At 44.1% G+C, this 24,076-nt stretch carries 21 protein-coding genes and 1 riboswitch; of the genes, 13 read left to right on the top strand and 8 right to left on the bottom strand.

Going from position 1 to position 24,076, the window contains the following annotated elements; genetic code table 11:
- The first annotated feature begins 98 nt into the window (after positions 1 to 98).
- On the top strand, positions 99 to 503 hold the full coding sequence (locus tag DN730_RS16540; protein ID WP_115469255.1) for an MmcQ/YjbR family DNA-binding protein: 405 nt from the start codon (positions 99 to 101) through the stop codon (positions 501 to 503).
- 43 nt (positions 504 to 546) lie between these two features.
- On the opposite strand, the gene DN730_RS16535 is transcribed toward DN730_RS16540, so the two are convergent.
- Entirely contained in the window at positions 547 to 1,092 is a 546-nt protein-coding gene (locus DN730_RS16535; protein ID WP_115469254.1) for a glutathione peroxidase, read from the bottom strand.
- A gap of 226 nt (positions 1,093 to 1,318) precedes the next feature.
- Positions 1,319 to 2,914 carry an isocitrate lyase gene (locus tag DN730_RS16530; RefSeq protein WP_115469253.1) on the bottom strand — a complete coding sequence of 532 codons (1,596 nt, stop codon included), beginning with the start codon at positions 2,912 to 2,914 and terminating at the stop codon, positions 1,319 to 1,321.
- A 367-nt stretch (positions 2,915 to 3,281) separates the two neighbouring features.
- On the opposite strand from DN730_RS16530, the gene DN730_RS16525 reads away from it, so the two are divergent.
- Both DN730_RS16525 and DN730_RS16520 read left to right on the top strand, forming a co-directional pair.
- Positions 3,282 to 5,483, top strand: a complete 2,202-nt coding sequence (locus DN730_RS16525; RefSeq protein ID WP_115469252.1) for a malate synthase G — start codon at positions 3,282 to 3,284, stop codon at positions 5,481 to 5,483.
- 89 nt (positions 5,484 to 5,572) lie between these two features.
- Complete coding sequence (locus DN730_RS16520) at positions 5,573 to 6,196, top strand: hypothetical protein (RefSeq protein ID WP_115469251.1); 624 nt, start codon at positions 5,573 to 5,575, stop codon at positions 6,194 to 6,196.
- 72 nt (positions 6,197 to 6,268) lie between these two features.
- On the opposite strand, the gene DN730_RS16515 is transcribed toward DN730_RS16520, so the two are convergent.
- The gene (locus DN730_RS16515; protein WP_115469250.1) at positions 6,269 to 6,754 is read right to left on the bottom strand and encodes a 6,7-dimethyl-8-ribityllumazine synthase; all 486 of its coding nucleotides are present in this window, start codon (positions 6,752 to 6,754) and stop codon (positions 6,269 to 6,271) included.
- A 94-nt stretch (positions 6,755 to 6,848) separates the two neighbouring features.
- Positions 6,849 to 7,008: riboswitch (FMN riboswitch) on the bottom strand.
- 443 nt (positions 7,009 to 7,451) lie between these two features.
- On the opposite strand from DN730_RS16515, the gene DN730_RS16510 reads away from it, so the two are divergent.
- The 5 genes from DN730_RS16510 (at position 7,452) to DN730_RS16490 (ending at position 12,149) form a co-directional block, all read left to right on the top strand.
- Positions 7,452 to 8,036, top strand: coding sequence for a hypothetical protein (locus DN730_RS16510; protein ID WP_115469249.1), 585 nt, complete (start codon positions 7,452 to 7,454; stop codon positions 8,034 to 8,036).
- Positions 8,037 to 8,195: 159 nt separating this feature from the next.
- A complete protein-coding gene (locus DN730_RS16505) occupies positions 8,196 to 9,236 on the top strand; it encodes a GGDEF domain-containing protein (protein ID WP_115469248.1) in 1,041 nt (346 codons plus the stop codon).
- Between the two features lie 147 nt (positions 9,237 to 9,383).
- Positions 9,384 to 10,973 (top strand): ABC-F family ATPase, encoded by a 1,590-nt coding sequence (locus tag DN730_RS16500; protein WP_115469247.1) that lies wholly within the window; start codon positions 9,384 to 9,386, stop codon positions 10,971 to 10,973.
- A gap of 204 nt (positions 10,974 to 11,177) precedes the next feature.
- Positions 11,178 to 11,828 (top strand): NAD(P)H-binding protein, encoded by a 651-nt coding sequence (locus tag DN730_RS16495; protein WP_115469246.1) that lies wholly within the window; start codon positions 11,178 to 11,180, stop codon positions 11,826 to 11,828.
- Between the two features lie 93 nt (positions 11,829 to 11,921).
- Positions 11,922 to 12,149, top strand: a complete 228-nt coding sequence (locus DN730_RS16490) for a DUF2789 family protein (RefSeq protein ID WP_115469245.1) — start codon at positions 11,922 to 11,924, stop codon at positions 12,147 to 12,149.
- 68 nt (positions 12,150 to 12,217) lie between these two features.
- On the opposite strand, the gene DN730_RS16485 is transcribed toward DN730_RS16490, so the two are convergent.
- Positions 12,218 to 12,958 carry a MipA/OmpV family protein gene (locus DN730_RS16485; RefSeq protein ID WP_115469244.1) on the bottom strand — a complete coding sequence of 247 codons (741 nt, stop codon included), beginning with the start codon at positions 12,956 to 12,958 and terminating at the stop codon, positions 12,218 to 12,220.
- A gap of 222 nt (positions 12,959 to 13,180) precedes the next feature.
- Entirely contained in the window at positions 13,181 to 14,278 is a 1,098-nt protein-coding gene (locus DN730_RS16480) for an ABC transporter substrate-binding protein (protein WP_115469243.1), read from the bottom strand.
- 201 nt (positions 14,279 to 14,479) lie between these two features.
- Between DN730_RS16480 and DN730_RS16475 the strand changes: the two genes are divergently transcribed.
- From DN730_RS16475 to DN730_RS16460, 4 genes are read left to right on the top strand one after another with little or no spacing between them, the layout of a single operon-like run.
- Entirely contained in the window at positions 14,480 to 15,532 is a 1,053-nt protein-coding gene (locus tag DN730_RS16475; protein ID WP_115469242.1) for a FecCD family ABC transporter permease, read from the top strand.
- 2 nt (positions 15,533 to 15,534) lie between these two features.
- Positions 15,535 to 16,377 carry an ABC transporter ATP-binding protein gene (locus DN730_RS16470; RefSeq protein ID WP_115469241.1) on the top strand — a complete coding sequence of 281 codons (843 nt, stop codon included), beginning with the start codon at positions 15,535 to 15,537 and terminating at the stop codon, positions 16,375 to 16,377.
- A complete protein-coding gene (locus tag DN730_RS16465) occupies positions 16,367 to 16,807 on the top strand; it encodes a pseudoazurin (RefSeq protein ID WP_115469240.1) in 441 nt (146 codons plus the stop codon). Before DN730_RS16470 ends, DN730_RS16465 begins: the two co-directional genes overlap by 11 nt.
- A 40-nt stretch (positions 16,808 to 16,847) precedes the next feature.
- Positions 16,848 to 18,068: an MDR family MFS transporter gene (locus DN730_RS16460; RefSeq protein ID WP_115469239.1), complete on the top strand. Its 1,221-nt coding sequence runs from the start codon at positions 16,848 to 16,850 to the stop codon at positions 18,066 to 18,068.
- Here DN730_RS16460 and DN730_RS16455 read toward each other — a convergent pair.
- The 3 genes from DN730_RS16455 to DN730_RS16445 all read right to left on the bottom strand — a co-directional run bounded on the left by DN730_RS16455 (position 18,061) and on the right by DN730_RS16445 (position 23,108).
- The gene (locus DN730_RS16455; RefSeq protein WP_115469238.1) at positions 18,061 to 19,173 is read right to left on the bottom strand and encodes a GGDEF domain-containing protein; all 1,113 of its coding nucleotides are present in this window, start codon (positions 19,171 to 19,173) and stop codon (positions 18,061 to 18,063) included. The two genes, DN730_RS16460 and DN730_RS16455, sit on opposite strands and share 8 nt — an antisense overlap.
- A gap of 210 nt (positions 19,174 to 19,383) precedes the next feature.
- The gene (mdoH, locus tag DN730_RS16450) at positions 19,384 to 21,531 is read right to left on the bottom strand and encodes a glucans biosynthesis glucosyltransferase MdoH (RefSeq protein WP_115469268.1); all 2,148 of its coding nucleotides are present in this window, start codon (positions 21,529 to 21,531) and stop codon (positions 19,384 to 19,386) included.
- Positions 21,532 to 21,536: 5 nt separating this feature from the next.
- Positions 21,537 to 23,108: a glucan biosynthesis protein G gene (locus DN730_RS16445; protein WP_115469237.1), complete on the bottom strand. Its 1,572-nt coding sequence runs from the start codon at positions 23,106 to 23,108 to the stop codon at positions 21,537 to 21,539.
- A 346-nt stretch (positions 23,109 to 23,454) separates the two neighbouring features.
- Here DN730_RS16445 and DN730_RS16440 point away from each other — a divergent pair, with 346 nt between their 5' ends.
- A complete protein-coding gene (locus DN730_RS16440; RefSeq protein WP_115469236.1) occupies positions 23,455 to 24,036 on the top strand; it encodes an NnrU family protein in 582 nt (193 codons plus the stop codon).
- The last annotated feature ends 40 nt before the right edge of the window (positions 24,037 to 24,076 follow it).

Raw genomic sequence — 24,076 nt, 5'->3', positions numbered from 1 at the left:
ATGGTGGTTGGGCGATGTGATGTATTGATCTAGCTCTATGTTTTACTGATTAGTGACCGGATTTTGAAGAAAGCGAATAGCTTGAAAAGGAGAGGGGAGTGACAGATACCAAGAGTACACTTTTAGCTTATTTGAAACAGAAGCCAGATGCGCTAGAAGACTATCCGTTTGATGACCAAGTTTTGGTGTTAAAAGTTCATGGAAAAATGTTTGCTTTGTTCACCGAAAAAGAAGGTGTCGCACGAGTGAATTTAAAGTGCGATCCGTTTCACGCTCAGGAGTTAAGAGATATCTTCGATTGTGTTCAGCCTGGGTACCATATGAATAAAAAGCATTGGAACACCGTTATATTGGATGGGTCATTGCCTGAAGGAGAGCTTAGGCGCATGGTCGATCATTCTTACGCGTTGGTTGTTAAAGGTCTAACGAAAGCAAAGCGCACCAACCTAGAGCTTAGATTTGATCATCAGGCGTTGTATGGCAAAAATGATGAAACATCATGAGAGCACCTCGAAGAATGAGATGCTCAAACGATAAGTTTATTTATTAGCCATTGGCCAACGCCACACGAATACTGCTCACTAAATTTTTGTCATCCAGTGGTGTGTGTGGAGCAAAGCGCCCAATGACTTGGCCTGAGCGGCTAATAATAAATTTTTCAAAGTTCCAGACCACTTCGGGCGCATCGGTTGGTATCACGTCATGCTTTTTAAGATTGTCTTCCATTTCTTCGCGGTTTACCGCGACTGGTGCTTGCTCGGTTAGATAATGATAAAGCGGGTGCTTGTCAGGCCCAGTTACCTGTATTTTACTAAACATAGGGAAAGTGACGTTGTACTCTGTTGAGCAAAATGACTTGATTTCCTCGTCTGTACCGGGTTCTTGACCTGCAAAATCATTCGCAGGAAACGCTAATATCTCAAAACCTAAATCTTTAGTGTGTTCATAGAGGTCTTGCAGTCCCTCATATTGTGGCGTCAACCCACACTTTGATGCGACATTTACAACCATTAAAACTTTGTCACAAAAAGGTTCCAACGTTGTCTGGTTACCGTCAATGTCCATTACCGAGATATCGTATATATCCGCCATGTTTGTTGCCCCTGTGTTATCTAGAATAAACTTGGTTGTCTATTATCGTAATAAGTTCCTTGTACCATTCTGGCGTATTCATAGTGACCAGCATATGACAGCTCGAAGATTTAGTGTAATGCGTATCGATTAGACGTCAAATAGTTCATCCGAAAAAAGGGCCGCCGAAGCGGCCCAACGCGGGGTAAATGAATTTTGTAAAGTGTATCTAAATGTCTTTTGCTCCTTAGCCAAACTGATGCATGGTGTTGTCTTTGCCGGAAGCCTTCAAGGCGGCCTCCCCAGAGAAGTACTCTTTATGGTCGTCTCCCATATCGGATCCAGCCATGTTTTGGTGTTTTACACAGGCAATGGTTTGACGGATTTCTTCTCTTTGAACGTTCTTGACGTAACCAAGCATCCCTTCCGAACCGAAGTATTCTTTAGCCAGATTATCGGTAGACAAAGCGGCCGTATGGTAGGTCGGTAGCGTGATGAGGTGATGGAATATTCCTGCATCGCGAGCAGCATCAGCTTGGAAATTGCGTATACGGTTATCAGCCTCTTTTGCCAGTTCACTGTTGTCGTATTCAACGCTCATAAGTTGTGCGCGGTCATATGTGGACATGTTACGGCCTTCTGCTTCCCATGCATCGAAAACTTGCTGACGAAAGCTTAGCGTCCAGTTGAAAGATGGTGAGTTGTTGTAAACCAGCTTAGCGTTCGGTACCGCTTCGCGGATGCGATCTACCATACCTTTGATCTGGCCTACATGTGGTTTTTCCGTTTCAATCCAGAGTAAGTCAGCGCCATTTTGGAGTGATGTGATGCAGTCAAGTACGACACGATCTTCTCCAGACCCTTTACGGAATTGGAATAAGTTACTCGCTAAACGCTTAGGTCGCACCAATTTGCCATCGCGTACCATCAATACATCACTGTCTTTCGCATTGCTAAGATCAATTTCTTCAACATCTAAAAACGCGTTGTACTGAGCCCCGAGGTCATTAGCTGTCTTAGAAACCGCAATTTGTTTTGTTAATCCAGCTCCCAGGGAGTCGGTACGCGCTACGATTACGCCGTCATCTACACCAAGCTCTAGGAAGGCGTAGCGAACAGCGCGAATTTTGGCTAAGAAATCCTCATGAGGAACCGTTACTTTACCGTCTTGGTGACCGCATTGTTTTTCATCGGACACTTGGTTTTCAATCTGGATACAACATGCTCCTGCTTCAATCATTTTTTTAGCGAGCAGATAAGTAGCTTCTTCGTTACCAAACCCCGCATCAATATCTGCAATGATTGGGACAATGTGTGTTTGGTATTCATCTAGTTGCTTTTGAACAGACGCTGCTTTGACTTCATCCCCAGCTTTGTTTGCTTCATCCAGTTGTCGGAAGAGGCCTCCCATTTCCCGAGCGTCGGCTTGTCTTAAGAAGGTGTAAAGCTCTTCGATTAAACTTGGCACCGAGGTTTTCTCATGCATTGATTGGTCGGGGAGTGGACCAAACTCAGAGCGAAGTGCTGCAATCATCCAGCCAGACAGATATAAGTAGCGACGGTCTGTTGAGTTGAAGTGCTTTTTGATAGAAATCATTTTTTGTTGGCCGATAAAACCGTGCCAGCACCCCAACGATTGTGTGTATTGAGTTGGATCTTGATCGTAGCGTTCCATATCTGCACGCATGATTTTTGCCGTGTATCGAGCAATATCCAATCCTGTTTGAAAACGATTTTGTGCTCTCATTCGAGCAGCATACTCAGGATTAATTGCTGCCCAAGGTGCTCCATGTTGAGCGATTAGAGTAGCAGTTGCGTCGATATCGTTGTTGTAATTAGACATGGCATTTTCCTCTTGGTGGTACCCGTGCTTCACGCTTGCTAGCGGTTGAGTAGTTATTGTTTGCTCTTACAGTCTGTGTTGAGAGTTTTGATTCGTCTAATCTATATTTGTTATCTTAATCATATTTTTTATGAATGTGATTTTTGTGTGGAATCCGTTCATAGTGATTAAATATTCATAATTTGAAGAAAATTGGCATAAAATCATTGATATCTTAGATGCTTTAAAATTTATGACATATTAATCTTATTTCATTTATTCACGATATGAATGTTTCTTGTATGTGATTTCTGCCTATTTCAATGGCATCGCTAATAATAAATATACGGGTACTTCGTCGGTATCCATGACAGAAAAGGAAAGAGCTATGACAGAACGAATTCAGCAAGGCGGACTTCAGATCTCAGTAAGTCTTTTTAACTTAGTAAATGAGCGCATCGCTCCCGGTACCGGTATCGATCCGAAGATGTTCTGGCATCACTTTGAAGAAATCATCAATGATATGGCTCCCGTTAATGCTGCTTTGCTTGCTAAGCGTGATGAGATGCAGCAGCAAATCGATGACTATCATCGAGCTCGCAAAAATCAGGCACATGATCCCCAGGCTTATCAGCATTTTTTGCGCGAAATAGGGTACTTATTGCCGGAGGGTGGCTCTTTTAAAGTATCGACTGAGAATGTTGACGAAGAGATTGCCTTACAAGCCGGACCACAACTCGTCGTACCAGTGAAAAATGCGCGATTTGCTCTGAACGCTGTTAATGCGCGTTGGGGGAGCTTATATGATGCTTTGTATGGCACTGATGCTATCTCTGAAGCGGAAGGCGCAGAGCGTTCAGGGAGTTACAACCCTGTGCGAGGGAATCGAGTTATAGCCTTTGGTCGTCAGTTACTAGATCAGGCCGCCCCTTTGGTTTCGGGCTCCCACGCCGAAGCAAAGCATTATCAAATCGTCGATGGTCAACTGGCAGTAACGTTAACAAATGATGAGGTCGTTCAACTACAAGACACACCCAAGTGTGTTGGTTATCAAGGCGAACCTGATGCACCGACAGCAATATTGCTAAAAAACAATGAACTGCATCTAGAAATACAATTGGATGCAAAGGGTTTCATAGGACAGCATGACGAAGCTGGCGTACAAGATATTTTGGTTGAAGCGGCCGTTTCAACGATTATGGATTGTGAAGACTCCATTGCAGCGGTGGATGCAGAGGACAAAGTAGAGGTCTATGAGAACTGGTTAGGCTTAATGCAGGGGACACTGGAAGAGTCGTTTGAAAAAGCAGGGAAGCGTGTTACACGTACCATGAATCCTGATCGAACCTACCTAGATAAATTAGGTAAAAGCTTCACTTTACATGGTCGTAGTTTGCTGTTTATCCGTAACGTTGGGCATTTGATGACAAACCCTGCCATTTTAGATGCCAAAGGGAATGAAGTACCCGAAGGCATTATGGATGGGATGATTACGGTATTTGCCGCCATGCATGATTTACAAGGTAATACGCAACGACGCAACAGCCGTGCAGGGAGTATTAATATCGTAAAACCTAAAATGCATGGTCCAGAAGAGGTCGCCTTTACGGTGGAGTTGTTTGGTCGTATAGAGCAAGCATTAGGGCTGGAGCGTAACACTCTTAAAGTTGGCATTATGGATGAAGAGCGTCGTACTACAGTTAATTTAAAAGAATGTATTCGACAAGCTCAAGAGCGTGTGGTGTTTATCAATACAGGCTTCCTTGATCGAACTGGTGATGAAATCCATACGTCCATGCTCGCTGGGCCGTTCGTGCCAAAAACAGCGATGAAGCAAGAAGCTTGGATCAAAGCGTACGAGGACTGGAATGTTGATATAGGCATTGAATGTGGACTGCCTGGGAAAGCCCAGATCGGTAAAGGGATGTGGGCAATGCCAGATGAAATGGCAGATATGCTAAAGCAAAAGATTGGTCACCCGATGGCGGGAGCAAGCACCGCTTGGGTGCCTTCTCCAAATGGCGCTACTTTGCATGCAACTCATTATCACACTATCAATGTACGTCAACGCCAGTGTGAATTGGCCAACCGAGCGCGAGCAAGCCTAGATGATATTTTATCGATTCCATTATTGGAGGATTCAAGTAGTTTATCTGCGGAGCAGATTCAGTTTGAGTTAGACAATAACGCCCAAGGAATTTTAGGATACGTTGTACGCTGGATTGACCAAGGAGTGGGTTGTTCCAAGGTGCCAGATATTCATAATGTTGGACTGATGGAAGATCGTGCGACGTTACGTATTTCGTCACAACATATTGCTAATTGGTTGGAACATGGCATCTGTGATTCGGAGCAAGTGATGGCTTCGATGAAGAAAATGGCAGTGATTGTTGATCAACAGAATGCGCATGACGCACATTACCTACCAATGGCTCCCAATTTTAATGGTATCGCTTTTAAAGCTGCCTGCGACCTAGTCTTCAAGGGCAAAGAGCAGCCTAATGGATATACAGAGCCGTTATTACATGCTCGACGCTTAGAATACAAAAAGGCTCAGAAGCCGGAAGTTTACGTTGGCAAAACGGGCTAACAACACACAGACGCACATGAATAGAGAGTACATGGACGAACTCTCGAGTTGATGTATATTATGGCCCTCATGGATATGGGAGCGTGATAATGAAGCAGCTGGCGATAATTGGGGTGGGCATGCTTGCGATGGCAGCACAAGCAGCTACGACACATGTTGAAAACAACGGAACTGCTACATTCCTAGAGCTGTCAAGAGGACCTGATGTTTCTAAGTTTGGTGTGGGACTTGGTATCAAGCCAGACAATAATCGCCCAGGTTTTGGCGGATTGTATTTCTCGCAAACTGAGTTTAAGAATACATCTGAGAGTTATGGGCAGTCCAATGCGACAATTCAGACGTTGGGTATACGAGGATTTAGCATACAAGGCGCTGATGACGAAGAAGTGGGGGCCGATATGACGTTAGGGTTGAGCCACACCAAAGTTCAAGACTACCAGCGAACTGGGTTGAGTGCGAAAGCAACAGTCTACTTACCTGTGATTAATCGTGTTACGTGGTACCTTGGATTGGCGTTGCGACCTACTTTCTTATCGATTGATTGGGATCCAGATATATTGACAGAAGTTGGTTTTGACACAGGCATTGACGTCCGTTTGCTGCCAAATTTAGGTCTAAACACCTATTATTACCATGAATCGATGCTAACTAATGATTTGGAGTCTCGAAATCTGAGTAGTGGCGTTGCGATGGGAATAAATTGGGTTTGGTAAATGAGTCAAGTAGATCAAAAAGAGCTTCAAATGAAGCTCTTTTTGTAAGTGTTATGTTATTTGGTTTGGGGTCTAAGATTTAGCCACTTCTGTTAGTAACATAGTACGGTTAGCCGCTTCAGCAAGCTCTTGGCCTTTTTTAACGAAATGGCGTTTAAAGTAGCTAGAGTGCTCATCGTGTTCATGGAAGTTGTGTGGGGTAAGGACTGCGGTTAACACGGGTACTTCTGTTTCTAACTGTACTTGCATTAATCCATTACATACCGCTTGAGCGACGAAATCATGTCGGTATATCCCGCCGTCTACTACTAGCCCGCTAGCTGCGATCGCGTGATACTGCCCAGTCTTAGCGAGCAACTTCGCTTGCAATGGAATTTCATAAGCACCCGGCACGGCAATCAATTCCAAATTATCTTCGTTGTAGCCGCGTGTTACTAAGGTTTCTTTAAATCCTTCCCAACACTGTAAAACAATATCGCTGTGCCATGAGGCATGGATGAATGCGATCCGCTTAGTTGACGGATCAAATGTTTGAGAATTCGTTGAGCTCTGATTCATATGTATCTTCCACAAATAATGCTTGAATCAGGGCGAACGGCAGGCAAGCACAATCACAAGTTTAGTGTGATTATACATAGGGTGTGACTTGTCTACGCGTCCTCTATCATCCGGACTATAACCGTCGGCTCTGGAATTTAACCAGATCTGCTGACCTTGCTGAACCACGGTAATGATTCCACAAGCGCTCGCGGGCTTCGAGTATGATACTCGTTACCGCCGGTGGGGAATTGCGCCCCGCCCCGAGAACGAAATCGTTATAAACGATGCGCTAACTCTAAAGTGTCAAATAAGCCATGTCAAAGCACAAATCGAGAAAAAATAGGTAAAAACTGATAATCAATAACGTGGCTTAATTTTGTTGGGTTAATGGCTTAAATCGTCGTATCTAGGCAGATCGGGTGTGCGTTCCTTGGTTATTATGAAGGGTTAAGCTCCTAGCCAAATAGCTAGACTATTCCATTGCGTACCTCGTTGTCTGTTATGATCCTTCATCCGCGAGACTGTTCCCATCGCAGCTAAGATATCAGTCTATATTATCCGATCCTTTATTTACCTGATGAGTGGGTCTTGCGAATCCTATCGACCTCGTTATGATGGGGCGACATACGAAAGTGGATACATGGGCAGTACCTCAATTTGATGTGGTTTGCCTAACGGATCATTTGCATACAGTAATAGAGAATAGGACAAGAGCGTGTCACAAACCGAATTAACACAAGTTGAAAAATTAGAGAAGTTGCGTACAGCTTGGTTGCCTGCTGTTGAATTTTTGTTTGGGACGCCTGCCGAGTCAGCAGAATTCAAAGGTTTCACCGTTAGTGAGGATATTGCTAAGCCTATTCCACATTTTGGTGACGCATCTCAGCCTTTTCACTACACGCTCCAAATACCCGCTCGTAGCTTTAGCAATGAAGTCATGCTGTTAGCGGATCTTATACAAGAAATGACCCGAGGCCTTTATCCAGTCGGGATCGATGCGAAAGATACCAATGCATTGTCTGAGGGGGCGGCAATATATGGTGCCGTTGCAGCAGTGAAGCAAGTGTTCGGTGAGCAAACAGTTGATTCGTACTTAAACGCACTACGTGAGCAGGGTTTTGCGTACTATGATGCTTTTTCTTATGTGTCGGTTTTGTTGACCGAAGATCCACAGGCGATAAAAAAGTTACGTGAGATTAAACCGTTTCTATATGAAGTAGAGCGCTCTGATTTTGATGCCGTTGGAATAGAGATTGATCGTAGAATAAAGGACATCTTATTGATGAAATTTAGACTGTAACGACTCTCTCATGTTGGCTCTGGAGCCTCATATTATTGAGTTTTTTTATAGCGGATAACACGTACATTGATTTATGTTAGCGTCAGGGTATTATCTTCATTAGATAATACTTAAATGTAGGGCGGTAACACTCTCCTAGTAATGGCTTAGGATATTTCTATGAGCAACCAATCCGTTACCACTAGTGATCAGCTTCGTGTCAAAGTATGGCAAGGGTTGACGATCGTTTTGGGCACCATTGCAACGTTGTTGGCGGCATGGAATTTGTTATTCAACAACGCACCGATCCTAGGTGTCGTTGAGGTATTGTTGGCGTTGTTCTCACTATATATTTACCGAAGCTTCAACTTGGGTCGTGAGAGTCGCTGGAGTCAATACGCATACATCCTTTTGTTTGTCTGCATCGTCGCTTACGCAATAGTATCGCGCCCCTTTATGAATGGCATATTTGTATGGCCACTATTTCTTCCTATTCTTGCTTATCTGGCGCTTGGAACACGCGCTGGATTCATTATATCGCTGTTGTCGTTGCTGCTTTTGTTTTCCATTTTAAGTTTTAAAATCTCTGAAGACTCAATACTCGGATCATCCTCAGTACGTCTTAATTTTGTATTTTGTTACGTACTCATTTGGGGGATCTCAGCTGTCTACGAGATTAACAGAACTCGTATTGAAAAGAACTTGGAGCAATTAGCGCTAACGGATGTATTAACAGGTGTTAAAAATCGTCTCGCTTTTAAAAGAGACTTTGCCGCTCGGATTGAATCGAGTGATGTGTTTGCATTGATTCTTCTGGACATTGATCACTTCAAAAAAGTGAATGATGAATATGGTCACGAAACAGGTGATGCGGTATTACGACAATTGACCAGCGAACTAAAGCTAATGTGTGGCGAAGCGAATGTTTACCGACATGGTGGCGAAGAATTTTGTCTATTGATTGATGGAGAAAAGGAAGACGTCATTGTTAAGGCAGAGAAAATTCGCCGTGATATCAGTCAGCATATATTTGGTTCAAACGATCTGACGCTGCAAGTGACTATTAGCATGGGCGTTGCTGGCTTGGAAGACAGTCAAGACGGTGCAGTGCTGTTAGATATTGCGGATCACCGAATGTATCAAGCTAAGCATCAAGGACGTAATCGAGTTGTCTGGCTGGATTCAGATTCACAACAGGCGGTGGTTAATTTACCCGCATAGTGAGTAGCTCATCTATCTATGTTCGCCTAACAGTTGAAAAGTGATGAATTTTTCGCCGCTGTCATAGACATTTTATACACAGGCTTTATAGTACGACCATCAATTCATGAGTGCTTCGTACGCCTCCTCTAAACCTCTGGACTATCAATGATTACAGCTTCTAACGTTACCATGCAGTTTGGTAGCAAACCTCTTTTTGAAAACATTTCCGTAAAATTTGGTGATGGCAACCGCTACGGCCTAATTGGTGCAAATGGTTGTGGTAAGTCGACATTAATGAAAATTTTGGACGGCTCACTGACACCTACATCAGGTAATGTCTCAGTATCGCCTAATGAGCGAGTAGGTAAGCTTAATCAAGATCAATTTGCGTTTGAAGAGTTCAGCGTGATCGATACTGTAATTATGGGTCACAAAGAGCTATGGGAAGTGAAACAAGAGCGTGACCGCATTTACAGCTTGCCAGAAATGAGTGAGGAAGACGGCATCAAAGTGGCTGAGCTAGAAGGTGAGTTTGCTGAAATGGACGGCTACAGCGCAGAAAGCCGTGCGGGCGAAATTCTACTCGGCGCTGGTATTGCCGAATCGTTTCACTTTGGCCCAATGAGTGAAGTAGCGCCCGGTCTAAAGCTTCGTGTATTGCTTGCCCAAGCTCTGTTCTCAAACCCTGATATCTTGTTGTTGGACGAGCCAACAAACAACTTGGATATTGACTCAATTCGTTGGTTGGAAGATTTACTTAACCAATATAAATCTACCATGATCATAATCTCGCACGACCGTCACTTTTTGAACTCGGTTTGTACTCATATGGCGGATATCGATTATGGTGAGTTACGAGTTTATCCCGGTAATTACGATGACTTTATGCTGGCTTCTGCTCAAGCGCGCGAAACTATGATGGCAGCTAATGCGAAAAAATCTGCTCAGATCGCTGACTTGAAACAGTTTGTTGCGCGCTTTTCTGCGAACGCATCGAAGGCGAAGCAGGCCACTTCGCGAGCTAAGCAACTGGATAAGATTCAGCTAGAAGACATTAAACCTTCAAGTCGCCAAAACCCTTTTATTCGTTTTAATCAAGATAAGAAGCTACATCGTCAGGCACTAATTCTTGAAAATCTTGGGCACGGTTATGAAGGTGAAAAACTGTTTTCGAATGGTAATCTCATTTTAGAGGCTGGGGCTCGACTAGCAGTACTTGGTGAAAACGGTGTCGGTAAAACTACCTTATTACGTTGCTTGATGTCTGAATTGCAGGCACAGGAAGGCGTAGTCAAATGGGCAGAGAATGCATCGTTAGGCTATTGTCCTCAAGATGCGAGTGATCTATTTGATAATGACATGAATTTGTTTGACTGGATGACACAGTGGCGCAAGCCAGGCGATGACGATCAAGTGGTTCGAGCGACACTAGGACGAATGCTATTTTCAGCGGATGACTTCAAAAAACAAGCTCGTGTTTGTTCTGGCGGAGAAAAAAACCGGCTCATCTTTGGTAAACTGATTTTACAAGAAACGAACGTATTATTAATGGATGAGCCGACAAACCACTTGGATATGGAGTCCATTGAGTCTCTAAATATGGCGCTTGAAATGTACCCTGGAACACTGATTTTTGTCAGTCATGACCGCGAATTCGTTTCTTCTTTGGCGACTGAAATACTGCATATCAAGAACCACAAGATCGAACATTTCCAAGGTAACTATGACGAATTTTTGAGCTCACGAGAGCTTTAAACTGATCGTCACCCTCCTGTAAAAAAGCCCCTAACGTTCTGCGTTAGGGGCTTTTGTCGTTTTACACACAAAAAACCGCAGTGTTGCTCTAATCAGAGTGTCATATTGCGGCTTCTTAATATTTTGATGTTTCTTGCGCACACACTGCACCTTCCCTTGCTTTAATGAATCTAAACACATAGCCAACTGAAGGAAGGGGGCAGGATGTCTAATATATTTGTAATAGGGGCGACTGGAGGAATCGGTAAACGATTGTGTCCAATGCTTGTCTCGGCAGGTCATAGCGTTAGTGGATTGGCTCGTGATAGTGGGCACAAGGACTGGTATGAGCAAAACCAAGTAACTATGGTTGAAGGCGATCTGATGGATATCACGGTTGAGTCGCTGACTGAGCTTACAAAAGATGCGGACGTAATTGTTTTTTCAGCTGGGGCTGCGGGTAGCGGCAAGGAACGTACAACTCTAATCGACGGTGAAGGTCCGTTAAAAGTAATCGGGGCAATGCGCCGCAATCAGATTAAACGGTTGTATCTCGTTTCGGTGTTCCCAGAAGCGGGGCGTACAAAAGAGCTAGGTGAAGGCTTCGAGCATTACATGTCTGTGAAGAAAGAGGCAGATGTTGCCATTGTCGAGTCAGAGCTTGATTGGGTGATTTTACGTCCTGGAACTCTGCTTAATGAGGAAGGTGATGGTTCAGTGAGCTTAGCGAAAGCGTTGCCGTACAGTTCCGTCAAACGCGGTAATGTAGCGAAAGTCTTAGCAACACTGATTGAGGCTCCCCACATCAAACGCGATATTTTTGAGTTGACCGACGGCGATCACGCAGTAGACAAAGCAGTTGCTGCACTTGCGTAGCTTTTGGCCAGCATCGCGTTGCTACCTGCTCTGACTCAACTACACTCAGTTAAGTAATTAAAGTAATTGATGACACTGATAAACGGAGGAACTATGGAGACTCACCCACACACGATCGAAGCATTATTCGAGCAATTAGGACTGGATGCAGGGTCTATCGACCAATTTATTGCGGATCAAGCGCCAATCCCTAGTCATATGAAACTTTGGGATGCGCCTTGCTGGTCGGCGTCACAAGCAAAAGTGTTGCAACAAATGAAAGACGAAGACGCGGACTGGTCTGATGTTGTTGATCAGCTTGACGTTATGATGCGTCAGTAATCATAAACAGTAAGCGGCACATATTATGTGCCGCTTTTATATGCTGAGGTGAATGTCACAGAGGAACTCTAAAACGAGTACGCTAAGCTAAAGCGTGCACCATACGTTGTATCTTTATCTACCATTGGGCTGTCTGTTACTTCTGCTGGGAGCCATTCCATACCAACGTTAGTGATTACATTAAAGTGGTCATTGATATTTATAATAGCGGTTGCACTGATATAGGGTGTTAAGCTCGAATCCGCCTGATAGGTATTGAGACCACTTCTGTTCGACTCTTTTGCACTGACTCCAAAGTAATAATCGTTAAAGTCACTACTGTGCCAGCGCAGTCCAATTTTTGGAAGGATGCGAACCGACTTCAGTGGGATCATGAGTCCATAAGAAGCGTCTGCGCTTGGACCACCATATACGCTTAAAATATCGTGAGTCAGTTTGATTGATACAATGCCTTTACGTGATAAATGCGAGTATTCAGTACCAACAACGGCGCTGCTGTAGCGATCATCTAACTGTCTAATTGCAGGGTCAGAGGAGTGCGATGCATTAAAACTCATTGGAGAATAGCCCACGAAAACATTAAATTTTTGTTGGCGTGTGTTCACAATGTGAACCCCTAGATTCGCCCCTCTAAAGTAAACAGTATCACTATCGTATTGAACTAAGGGTATTACTTGATTATCTGATTCCATTTCCTTGTAGGGAGAGTTCCCAAATCCTACCGTAGTACTGGCTGAAAAACCTTCGGCATTGACATAAGATGCGATCGCTAGAGTGGCTAAAACAATCGCGGATTTAGTGACTACCATAATATTTCCTTCTAAAGAATCAAGAACATTGGCAAGGCTCTGAAATAATAATACGCACTTAAGGTAAAACTTGTATCAAAAACAACGTAAGTTTGTTTGTTTCAAAATGATTTGAGCTGATTTGTTGTACAGAAGGATCTTGTATAGCATGGATTGAGGAGAGGAAGGATTACAAAAAAGACATTAAGCACTGCTAAAAAGCAGTGCTTAATAAGATCAATATTACTTTAACTGTACCATGAAAGTACCCTCAGGCATGACTGGTAAGTACTTTTTGTAAAAGTCTAAGTACGCAGCTTCCGGATCCAGATCTTTGAACTCTTCTGGGTACATGGCTTTGGCGTAAAATTGAATCATGGCGCCGTCAGTAATAGAGCGAACAGCACCATGGTAGGCGCCATACATTCGGTTATTCTTTACTGCAGTCAGAGTAGACCAGCCTGTACGATTCTTAAACCCTTCAAGGCGCTGCTTAGCAAGTGCTTCATCAACCCCTTGCCCCATTACCATACCAGTATCACTACTACTGGACTCGTAACCTGTCATGACGATTACATCGGGGTCGGATGCTAAAATTTGTTCTGGGTTTAGTTTTCCCCACCACTCAATGTAGGGGGCCGAAATATTATCGCCTCCCGCCATAGTTGAAATGGCGCCCCACATATTTTTTCCAAAGGTATAGCCAATTTCGTCAACGCCCGCAGCGCCATATTCACTATAAACAGTTGGCTTAGGTAGGTTAGCCTCCTTTAGCCTCTTTTCAATCGAGTTCAAATTGTTCTCATATTCACGAGCGATTTTGGCAGCACGCTCTTTTTGGCCAGTAATTTCACCAATAAGCTTAGTACTTTTAATGTGACGCTCAAGCGTCTGTGCGTTGTAATCTACAACAACAATGGCGATACCGGCGTCTTCAAGGCGCTTGATATCGTTCCCCAGACCTTTAAACTGCCAGTCAGCCAGCATGAGGACGTCAGGGTTTAAACTGATGGTTTTTTCGACCGAAAAGGTTTGAGTGTCGACACGACCAATTCCCGGTATGTCATCCAGTGATGGGCGGTGTTCTAAATACATTTGCCAATTTCGAGTCCTAGCTTGCCAAATATATTTTGACATGCCGACAACGTGATCAAATGCGTCTTCGGTGCCAATTGCCATATAGTCTTCTGGGTAGAATCCAACAATGACTCGCTGAGCCGGAGCATCAAATGTGACCTCTCGTCCTAAGACATCTGTAATGGTTATCGGGGTAGCGTAAACGCTTGATGCGGCTAGGACGAAAACCAACGCCATCCATTTTTTAAGTTGAGTGTATAGCATAGTGTTACCTTGCATATTTAGGGCAATGAAGATGATATTTGTATAAAAAACTCAATTAAAGCTTGTCTCGATTCTACAGTGATTTAAAATGCGTATGCAAACTATTCTCATTAAAATTTAGCGATTTAAGAATGGCGACTAATGTATGACCAACTTATCTCGATTGATAATTCGCGAATGAAAAAAAGCTAAGGTTGGATTTTGGATACGAATTTAGTGGCTGAAGCCGTGGATGCTCAGCGTCGATACGAAAAGAAACGTTGGTTGGTATTAGCCGTGCTCCTGTTTGCGCTGGTTCTCTCGTTTATTGTTGATATTGCGACAGGGCCATCGCTGTTGGGGCTTTCAGATGTCGCTAAAGCACTGCTTAGCTTGTTTGGCTTGCCTATAGAGGTGTCCTCTACGACTGAAGTAATTGTGACCAACCTGCGGTTACCTATTGCTTTAATGGCGCTGGTCGTTGGCGGCTCGCTCGGGGTGGGTGGGGCTGAAATGCAAACTCTGTTGAACAATCCTATGGCTAGCCCATATACGTTAGGCATGGCGGCGGCGTCAGGTTTTGGCGCTGCACTGATGCTGTATCTCGGATCATTAGGCCTAACCCAAGAGTTGGTGGTGCCTATCGGGGCGTTTGTATGCTGTATGCTTTCGGCTAGTATGTTGTTTGGATTAGCGATGATGCGTCATATATCCTCTGGCCAGTTAATCTTAGCCGGGATAGCCCTACTCTTTTTGTTTCAGTCTTTGCTTTCTTTGGTCCAATTTGTCTCTTCTCCTGAGTTGAGTCAGCAGATCTTGTTCTGGCTATTCGGAAGCTTGACTAAAGCAACTTGGGGCAATGTGGCCATTACCACCGCTGTTGTCTTTGGGTGTATTGGTGTATTGATGCAAGATGCATGGAAGCTAACGGCATTGCGTTTGGGCGAGGAGCGGGCGAAAAGTCTAGGTGTAAATGTTGTAATGCTGCGCTTAAAAACACTCGTACTCGTGGCGCTTATGACGGCTACAGTAACAAGTTTTGTAGGGATTATTGGTTTTATCGGTATTGTCGCACCCAATATTGCTCGTATGCTGGTGGGGGAAGATCAGCGATACTTTATTCCGTTATCATTCTTAGTCGGTGCATTTTTACTGTCCAGTGCGTCTGTATTATCCAAAATTATTGTCCCTGGCGCACTGTTTCCAATCGGAATCGTTACGGCGATTATTGGTGTTCCATTTTTCTTTTGGTTGATTATCGGTAAAAGGCGCTAGTTATGTTGGAAGTTCGTAATTTGCATTTGGCGTTTGATGATCTGGTACTAGCAAAGGATATGAGCTTTGCGCTGGAGGCAGGTAAAGTTCACGTTATAATCGGTCCCAATGGCACAGGTAAAAGTTCTTTGCTTAAAACCCTGTTTGGCGATATTGCGCCTCAGAGTGGAAACGTGTCATTTGATGGTACTAGTTTACATAAAAAACAACTTCCAGCTTGGCGACAACAATTTGGCTATATGCCACAAGACATCAAGCTTGACGTCGGTTTAAGTGTTTTAGAAGTCGTGTTACTCGGGCAACTTAACGCGCTGTCCTTAAAGCTCGGTGATAGCCTGATTGAAGAGGCTTTAAGTGCCCTTAATCAAATTGGTTTATTGCATCTGGCAAATAGAGATGTCCGAACACTAAGTGGTGGACAGTGTCAGATGATCTTGTTTGCTCAGGCTCTGATGCGGAATCCTAAGATTTTGATGTTAGACGAACCTGTCAGCGCGTTAGATTTACACTTTCAGCAAGTGCTTTTGGAACATCTAGACCAGCAAACCAAACAGAAGGGCTGGACATCATTGATGATTCTCCACGACCTCAACCTTGCTGCACAGTATGCAGATAATTTATTGGTGTTGAAAGGCGGCGAACTTTACGCTCAAGGTGCCCCAGAAGATGTTCTAACGCCCGAATTAGTGTACGAAGTGTACGGCGTTCATGCAGATGTCGTATTAGACAGCATGGGCGTGCCGTTTGTTCGGACTCAGCGTCGCGGGCTAGCGGCATTTGAAAACATGAAAAAGTCTTTTATCCAACCTGAATTTAATCAAGAGAAATTCCACCATGCGAAGTAGTCAGTTATTGACAGGTATTATTATATTGTTGCTTGCCTCTGCGGCACAGGCAAAGGATTGGCAAGTAAAGATGCTGAGTTTTGGTGAGCAAGGTCCAATGGTATTTGAGCCCGCGTTTCTTAAAGCTAATGTGGGGGATACGGTGACATTTATACCGACGGATCCTGGACATCACGTGCAATCGTATTTAGTACCCGATGGACAAGAGGCTTGGGCATCGAAGTTGAATGAGACCTATAGTATCACTCTTGTGGAAGAGGGGGTTCAGTTGTATTACTGTCCACCTCATTTGGTTATGGGGATGGTTGGTATTATTCAAGTAGGTGACGCAGTCAATCAGGCCGCTCTAGACTCCGCCTATGAAAATCTGCGTACTCGCATAGCACTTAATCCCGAGCGCGTTGACCAAATTGTCAACCAAGTGAAGTAAAAGATTCGATCCTTAACCCAGCTCCAAACTGATTCCTAGTATGAATGATCATCACTTTCTAAATGACTGGCGAATGCTATCTGCTGCCAGTCGAGTCCTCGTTATTAACGGCTTCACTTTTAATCTTGGCTTCTACATGTTGCTGCCTTATTTGGCAGATCACCTTCAGCGCTCCTTAGGTTTGAGTCCGTGGCATGTCGGCCTAGTCATTGGCTTACGTGTGCTTAGTCAGCAAGGTTTATTTTTAGTGGGAGGTACGCTTGGTGACTATCTCGGTTATAAACGCTTAATACTTCTGGGCTGCATTGTCCGTGTTGCAGGGTTTGCGTTACTTGGCTTTGCTCAAAGTTTGCCTCTGTTGTTGCTTGGTGCATTTTTGACAGGGTTTGCGGGCGCGTTATTTACACCTTCAAGCAATGCTTATCTGGCTCATGAAGCGCCCGATCAGGTTCGTAGAGATCGAATATTTGCGATGCAAAACTGGACTACGGAAGCAGGAATGTTTCTTGGGCCATTAATTGGTATGTCATTGATTTCATTTAGCTTTATGTGGGTTGGTTTAAGTGCGGCTCTATTGTTCACAGCACTATTCGTGATTCAGTGGTGTTATCTACCAGAGCTTGCAGGGCAAGTAAGACGTAACCGTAAAGAGCACCCTTTTTTATCTCAGTGGCGCTCTATGTTGGGTAATAAGCCATTCATGGGGTTTATTGCGTTTGCATGTGCGTTTCAGCTCTTTTTCCATCAACTTTATCTGGCCTTGCCAAATGAAGTCGAGGTACGAGGGCTCGGTACAGAGATTATTACGTGGGTGTTTATGACAACCTCCATTTTAGGTATTACCTTGCAGATGCCTATCAGTCGTTGGGTCGCTAATTATTTAGGAAATGCATGTGCCATGGGGGGCGGGTTAGCACTGATGGGTGCTTCGTTCCTGTGGTTTTTAGTGTCTGTGCCGGATTTTCCATGGCTTAACTTTATTGGCTACGCTGTGATGTTTAGTGTTGGCTCAATGTTAGTGTTGCCACTGCTATGGTCATATATACCGCGTTTTTGCGAAAAATCAGAACTTGGTAGTTATTACGGACTTTATTCATGCATCGGAGGTGTCGCAGCCTTTTTAGGGAACGTTGGTATAGGTTGGCTTTTATCGCTCGCAGAATTGGAGCGAGAATGGATATGGTGCACGTTGGCAGTGGTCGGTATAAGTGCTGGAATGGGGCTATATCGACGAGTTAACGCTATTCCAAAAACTAAGTAGGAGATGGCTCCTGACGTATACGAGTCAATGCCTCAGCAGCTTGGCTATCCATAACTTTATTACGTCCGCTATGCTTCGCTGCATATAAATTATGGTCTGCAATGGTCATGGCTTGAACTAGGTTCGATGCCTCCTCACAATGACTCATGCCGATGCTGATTGTGATTTTCATCATTTGTCTTAATTGCATGCGTTCGACAGTTTCCCGCAGGTGCTGTGCTAGCTGAAAGACGTCTTTTTGTGAGTCCATTCGAGACAGAATGATAAACTCTTCACCCCCCCATCGACCAAAAAACTGATTAGATTGTAATTGCTTAGTGAGGGTGTCTGCAAAGTCGCGAAGTACTTGGTCACCTTCCATATGGCCATGTAAATCATTGATTTGTTTAAAATGATCAATATCGATGATCAGGATAGAATATCGTTCACCCTTGCGATGCCAGCGTTGGTCTGCAGCATCCATTTCTCGTTCTAAACTTCTTCGATTGCGAATTCTGGTCAATGGATCAAAAAGAGCATGCTCTTCCATTGCTTGCGCTTTTTGTTGAATGATTTCTCCATTTACGCGCATTTTTAATACGGTCCAAAGCAGTGCCATATAGATAATATTGGCGACCGCGATATTTGCCACAACCCCTAGAGCCTCGTTTAAAGTGTTATGTTGTATTAGTGCGGCGAAATGGGCTCCAAGGGTCGTGATAAAGACAACAATTGTGGCCGCTCCAGCCTTGCGAACATCAAGAAATAAATAGGCAACCACATAATTTAACCCGAGCCATTGTGTAGAATTCGAGAAGATTCCGTTTTCTGCTAAATGATGCCAAGCACTAGTACTAATTAGATAGCCCGCGACCGTCGCATAGGTAACGAAATGGAGTACTGTAAGTTGCCGTTTGAGAATAAAGCTTAGTGCAAGCGTTACCAGAAATGATGAGACGCAGATGGGGTATGCAGCGGCATCAAACGAAGAGATAATCCCGCTACTAACGTCTATGGACCAAATAGCCGAAAAGCTAACCGCAGCCAAAACGAGTAACCATCGGAAAACTGTCGGTGGCATAACAGGGGTTAAGTTGAGTGGCTCGTGATGAAAATGATCAGCCATGTTTTCCTTCGTGATGTTTGGCTAAGGAATGGCATTATAGCGCTATAGCGATGTAAAAAAGAGTGTTAGTAACATTTGCAGCTTGATTAATATGATTCAGCGCTGTGATCTTCGTCTTATGTAACTGAGTAGTTTTGCTGCAGCGAGCAAAATCTAGTCTGGCTCTTGATGTTGGATAATACTAGAAGGCCGCCTTAGGCGGCCTTCTAGTTATGACGCGCTTGCCTGTAAAGACGGTTGTTGCTCCATATAGAAAAACTTTTTCATTGAAAGAAATAAAGAACGTTTCCTTAATATCGCGAGGCGCTCCTGTTCATTGAGATTTTTAAGAAGACTGTCCAAGTCGCTATTATTCTCAATTTGCCACGCAGCACAGATTTCATTCCTATTAAAGTCTGACTCTTCTTGTTCGGTAAGCTGCGCTAAGTGCCAATCGTACAATTCTGAGTCGTACAAATAGGATTTTAGCATCTGCTCTTCATTGGCTTCATTAAACGGCTGTGCTTGCTGTATCAGTGAGTGAAGTTTTTGTTCAAACTCTTTTACAATAAGGGGAGAGTTACGTTCGTCAGGCCCTTTTAAAACCCCCATTTTGGCTACGTAATTGCCCCTGCCAAGACCGCCGCTAAGCCATGACAATGGAATGGAGAACAGTAACCCGAAGGTAATCGGCAATGACCAAAAAAATAGCTGTGGACTAAGATAAAAAGCACCTGCTGCTAAGAGCAGGCCGAAAAGGGTGTGGTGCCCATGTGCCCGAGCAGTTTCCTTCCAAGTCGATGCGCCATCATCACGAGACTGTGGCTTCCAACCGCTGTCACGGCCTTTTAGAATATCCACAACGACGAGAAATTGCGCGAACATCAAGACTGGTGCATATAACGCTGAAATAATGATTTCGACTAAAGTATCGAGCGTCAACATAATGGGGCCACCGAATTTTAAGCATTGTCTGATATTCAGCAATGCACTGAGCCAGCCATATATTTTAGGTGCTAACACCAAGGCCATGGATAGCATAAACAGTGCGCGAGCTCGCTCGAAATCGAATACTGGCCAATTCGGGAACAGTGACGGGTTGCTGAAGTATTCAGGTCTGACAAAATGGGCTTGTACCGCTAATGCAAAGCCTACAATGATCAGTGCAAACCAAAAAACAGCACTAAGATAGGCAAAGATTCCAGTCAATATATGTATCCGACTGGCAAAATGCAGACCTTTCGCAGTTAGAAACGCCTTGTGTTGCAAATTGCCTTGGCACCAGCGGCGATCTCTCACCATGACGTCTATGAGAGATGGTGGCGCTTCTTCATAGGAGCCTTGTAAATCAGTATCAAATCGAACGCCCCAGCCAGCACGGCGTAATAAGGCCGCTTCGATAAAATCATGACTCATGACATGTCCGCCAAATGGTGCTTTTCCGGGGAGCAGTGGTAAACCACAGGACTCTGCGAACGCTCGAATACGAATGATTGCGTTATGTCCCCAAAAATTTGAAGCATTGCCATGCCACGCGGTTAGGCCTGCGGCATAGATGGGGCCAAAACACTGATTGGCAAATTGCTGGAGGCGACTGTATAAAGTATCGCCACGGATGAGTTTTGGTAAGGTTTGTATTAAACCGAGCGTCGGTTCCGCTGCCATTCTTCTAGTCAAAGACAATAAGCATTGAGAGCTCATTAAGCTGTCTGCATCGAGTATGATCATACAATCATATTGTGCGCCGAAGCGTGTCACCCAATCGGCTATGTTGCCAGCTTTACGCTCTGCGTTGTTAAAACGGCGTCGATAATAGACAGGGCATTTGGCTTTTTTGTCGTTTAGAACAGGATGGAAAATTTGTTTTTCTTTGATGCAGGCATGAGCACGATTAGTATCACTTAGAATAAAAAATGCGAATTTTCCAGGTGCATTTTTAACAAGGTCATCGCGCATAGCCTCGATACGGGCTCGAATGCATAGGGGGTCTTCGTTATAAACAGGTACTAGTATTGCAGTAATACCTTCAGGGTCTTGTTCTCGACGCTTCCAGAGCGAGGCGATTGCCTTATAGAGTAAGCCTAGAGTGGCTTGACTGAATGCGAATGAAATCCAGCAAAAGTTGATGCAGAAAAGCACTAAGAATAGCCACTGGATAGAGGTGATTTGATTAGTGTTTAGTACTTCATACATTTCTTTCGCACCATAGGTGGTTAGCCCACATGTTGCTGCAATCACAAATAGACGGGCAACGATAGTGCTAATAAAAAAGCTCTGTACTTGTCTTTTTGACCGTTGCGAGCGGTCATTGACCTGTTGCCGAGGCATACCTATCTTTGCTTCTTTGGGAAGTGCGTAGCGTCCTGTTAGCTTATTCATATCCATCATTCTTTTAACCATCGATATAACCATGTGGCAGCGAGCGGTTTACCATCTTGCTTAAGTTGCACTCGAAGCTCTGCAGAGTCCGCGTTTTCAGGGTCAAAGCTGATGTATGTACGAATACCGTCTTGATAAGGGTTTGGAGTCAAGTGTGCTTCCAGAATTTTGCCAGCGGATGTGTTGCTGTCTATATAAATCGAATCAAGAGCGTCGATATCGATATGGCTAAAATCAATAACAAACTCTTCATTTGTACTGCCAAGTTTTTTGCCATATGCGCTGCGGGCAACATGAGCTTTGCTAGCCAACGCTGGCGTATCATTTGGTAACGTTAATCGATAGGAAAATGTAAAGGGTTGATCTTTTACTAGGCCTCCCTTGGGCTGCCAGTAGGCGACGATATTATCATTGGCTTCCGAGTTAGAGGGGATTTCAACGAGCTCTACGTGTCCTTCTCCCCAATCATTTAAAGGTTTAACCCAGATAGAAGGTCGAGTCTGATACGTCGCTTCGAGATCTTGATAATCGTCAAACTGACGATGGCGCTGAATCAGTCCGAATCCCTTTGGTGATTGATCAATAAAAGCACTTATTTGCAGATCAGAAGGGTTATTAAGTGGGCGCCAAAGCATTTCACCAGACCCTGTATGGATTTGTAGGCCTTCCGAATCATGCACTGCTTTGCGATAGTCGGGAATATCTGACTGATTCAAAGTGCTGTTAAACATGTACATAGAAGTAAGTGGAGCGAGACCAATGTGTTCGATATTTTCACGTGGAAAGAGTGTGGCGCTAACGTCTACACGAGTTGGTGACCCAGGAAATATGCCGAAACGATAGGCTCCTATTACCCGCTCACTGTCGAGTAGGGCGTGAACCACAATCGCTGTTTGGGAAATTGAGGGGCGCTCGATCCAGAAATGTCGAAACATCGGAAATTCTTCGCCGTTTGGTTGAGCGACATCGATCGCTAGTCCTCGAGCCGATACGCCGTAGTTTTGTCCTTTCGAGACTGCGCGGAAATAGCTGGCACCCTGAAAGACAATAAACTCATCTTTGTAACTCTTATTATTGATAGGGTAGTGAAGTCGTAATCCAGCGTACTTGCCGACTTTTGTTAATAGTGCGTTGATTTCTTGATTTGGGGTGTTGAAGGATTTAGGCGTCACCTCGATAGGAAATGCTCGGCCATTTTCAACTGCATCAATTTCAATAAGATCCTTATATAAAAAGCCAGGTGCGAACAGTTGAATCGAAAACTGGGTCGGAGAATCACCCCAGACAGCTTGGTTTTGTTGGAAGTTAATTTGCCGATAGGTGTCATAATCTAATGCATTCAATGCAGAGGGGGCTTTGCTTGGAGGTTGCATTGGTGCTTTGGCTAACTGCTTCGCCATCTCAATGACAGTCTTTTGAGTAAATCGATATCCCTCGGTAGGAGAATCTGTATTGGCATTTTGGGTATCAGAGGGGTGGAGAGAATGCCCTGTATTAGTTTCTGCTTGGACGGCAGCACTCATCAACGATGAGGTCAGAAAAAGTACAAGAAACGTCGTAAAGTTAGTTTTAAACATAAGAATTTAATCTAATCCATTGATTATTAGTGTGCGTTAACGGCATGTGCCAATGTTAATGATTTATGTGCTTAATAATGTGGTTTTGATGTCGTGATAATGAAAAGAATGGGGATCATTGGTAAACCTTTGAAATGTTTACAAAAAGCTTAATCTTTCAGCGTCTAAATGGGTGGGTATTACGTCTAGAAAACAGTCTATTGGGTCGGCATTCGTAATGTGATGTAAGACGCTATTTAACGAATGGGGTGATTGGCATTTCATTGCTAGGGTTAAAAGGCCAACACTTATATAATGGGAAAAATCAAAGGGCCAAACAGGCAATATTGAAATTAAGGAGATGGGCATGGCGCTCTTGTTAGTCGGGTTGGTGTTGTTTCTTGGTGTGCATTCGGTTCGAGCATTTGCGCCAGAGTGGCGAGAGTCTATGATCGAGCAACTGGGTGCTTCAAACTGGAAGTTATTGTATAGCGCTGTCGCCATTGTTGGTTTCGTGACCACTATTATGGGGTACGGCTACGCGCGTTACAGTGCTGAATTACTCTGGATCCCGCCATTGTGGTCGCGTCATGTCGCGGCACTACTGATCCTCATTGCGTTTATATATTTAGCGGTAGCAAAAATGCCGTATTCGAAAATGAAGCAAATGGGTGGTCACCCGATGTTGATTGGGGTGAAGCTCTGGGCATTTGCTCATCTTATTAGTAATGGAACCTCGGCAGACGTGTTGTTATTTGGTAGCTTTTTAGCCTGGGCTGTGGCGGACTATGCCATCTCAAAACGCCGCGATAGAGAACAAGGAGTGACTTATGAGGCTCCAAATGCGAAGTATGATTTTATTGCTGTTGTGGTAGGCGTCATCGCTTATGGTGTCTTTGGGGTGTTTTTGCACCCTTTATTAATAGGCGTTGCACCATTTGCGATGTGACATAGGTTAAAATTTCGACGTATTTATACGCATCTTAATT

Source organism: Marinomonas piezotolerans, from assembly GCF_003362755.1.
In the GTDB taxonomy this organism is placed as follows: domain Bacteria; phylum Pseudomonadota; class Gammaproteobacteria; order Pseudomonadales; family Marinomonadaceae; genus Marinomonas; species Marinomonas piezotolerans.
Note: the sequence above shows the minus strand (reverse complement) of the source record. Positions and strands in the feature narration are given on the sequence as shown.

Excerpts from the sequence above, each read along its gene's own strand:
- DN730_RS16535 (WP_115469254.1), bottom strand. The coding sequence starts at position 1,092 with ATGGCGGATATATACGATATCTCGGTAATGGACATTGACGGTAACCAG.
- DN730_RS16530 (WP_115469253.1), bottom strand. The coding sequence starts at position 2,914 with ATGTCTAATTACAACAACGATATCGACGCAACTGCTACTCTAATCGCT.
- DN730_RS16525 (WP_115469252.1), top strand. The coding sequence starts at position 3,282 with ATGACAGAACGAATTCAGCAAGGCGGACTTCAGATCTCAGTAAGTCTT.
- DN730_RS16520 (WP_115469251.1), top strand. The coding sequence starts at position 5,573 with ATGAAGCAGCTGGCGATAATTGGGGTGGGCATGCTTGCGATGGCAGCA.
- DN730_RS16515 (WP_115469250.1), bottom strand. The coding sequence starts at position 6,754 with ATGAATCAGAGCTCAACGAATTCTCAAACATTTGATCCGTCAACTAAG.
- DN730_RS16505 (WP_115469248.1), top strand. The coding sequence starts at position 8,196 with ATGAGCAACCAATCCGTTACCACTAGTGATCAGCTTCGTGTCAAAGTA.
- DN730_RS16500 (WP_115469247.1), top strand. The coding sequence starts at position 9,384 with ATGATTACAGCTTCTAACGTTACCATGCAGTTTGGTAGCAAACCTCTT.
- DN730_RS16495 (WP_115469246.1), top strand. The coding sequence starts at position 11,178 with ATGTCTAATATATTTGTAATAGGGGCGACTGGAGGAATCGGTAAACGA.
- DN730_RS16490 (WP_115469245.1), top strand. The coding sequence starts at position 11,922 with ATGGAGACTCACCCACACACGATCGAAGCATTATTCGAGCAATTAGGA.
- DN730_RS16485 (WP_115469244.1), bottom strand. The coding sequence starts at position 12,958 with ATGGTAGTCACTAAATCCGCGATTGTTTTAGCCACTCTAGCGATCGCA.
- DN730_RS16480 (WP_115469243.1), bottom strand. The coding sequence starts at position 14,278 with ATGCTATACACTCAACTTAAAAAATGGATGGCGTTGGTTTTCGTCCTA.
- DN730_RS16470 (WP_115469241.1), top strand. The coding sequence starts at position 15,535 with ATGTTGGAAGTTCGTAATTTGCATTTGGCGTTTGATGATCTGGTACTA.
- DN730_RS16465 (WP_115469240.1), top strand. The coding sequence starts at position 16,367 with ATGCGAAGTAGTCAGTTATTGACAGGTATTATTATATTGTTGCTTGCC.
- DN730_RS16460 (WP_115469239.1), top strand. The coding sequence starts at position 16,848 with ATGAATGATCATCACTTTCTAAATGACTGGCGAATGCTATCTGCTGCC.
- DN730_RS16455 (WP_115469238.1), bottom strand. The coding sequence starts at position 19,173 with ATGGCTGATCATTTTCATCACGAGCCACTCAACTTAACCCCTGTTATG.
- mdoH (WP_115469268.1), bottom strand. The coding sequence starts at position 21,531 with ATGAATAAGCTAACAGGACGCTACGCACTTCCCAAAGAAGCAAAGATA.
- DN730_RS16445 (WP_115469237.1), bottom strand. The coding sequence starts at position 23,108 with ATGTTTAAAACTAACTTTACGACGTTTCTTGTACTTTTTCTGACCTCA.
- DN730_RS16440 (WP_115469236.1), top strand. The coding sequence starts at position 23,455 with ATGGCGCTCTTGTTAGTCGGGTTGGTGTTGTTTCTTGGTGTGCATTCG.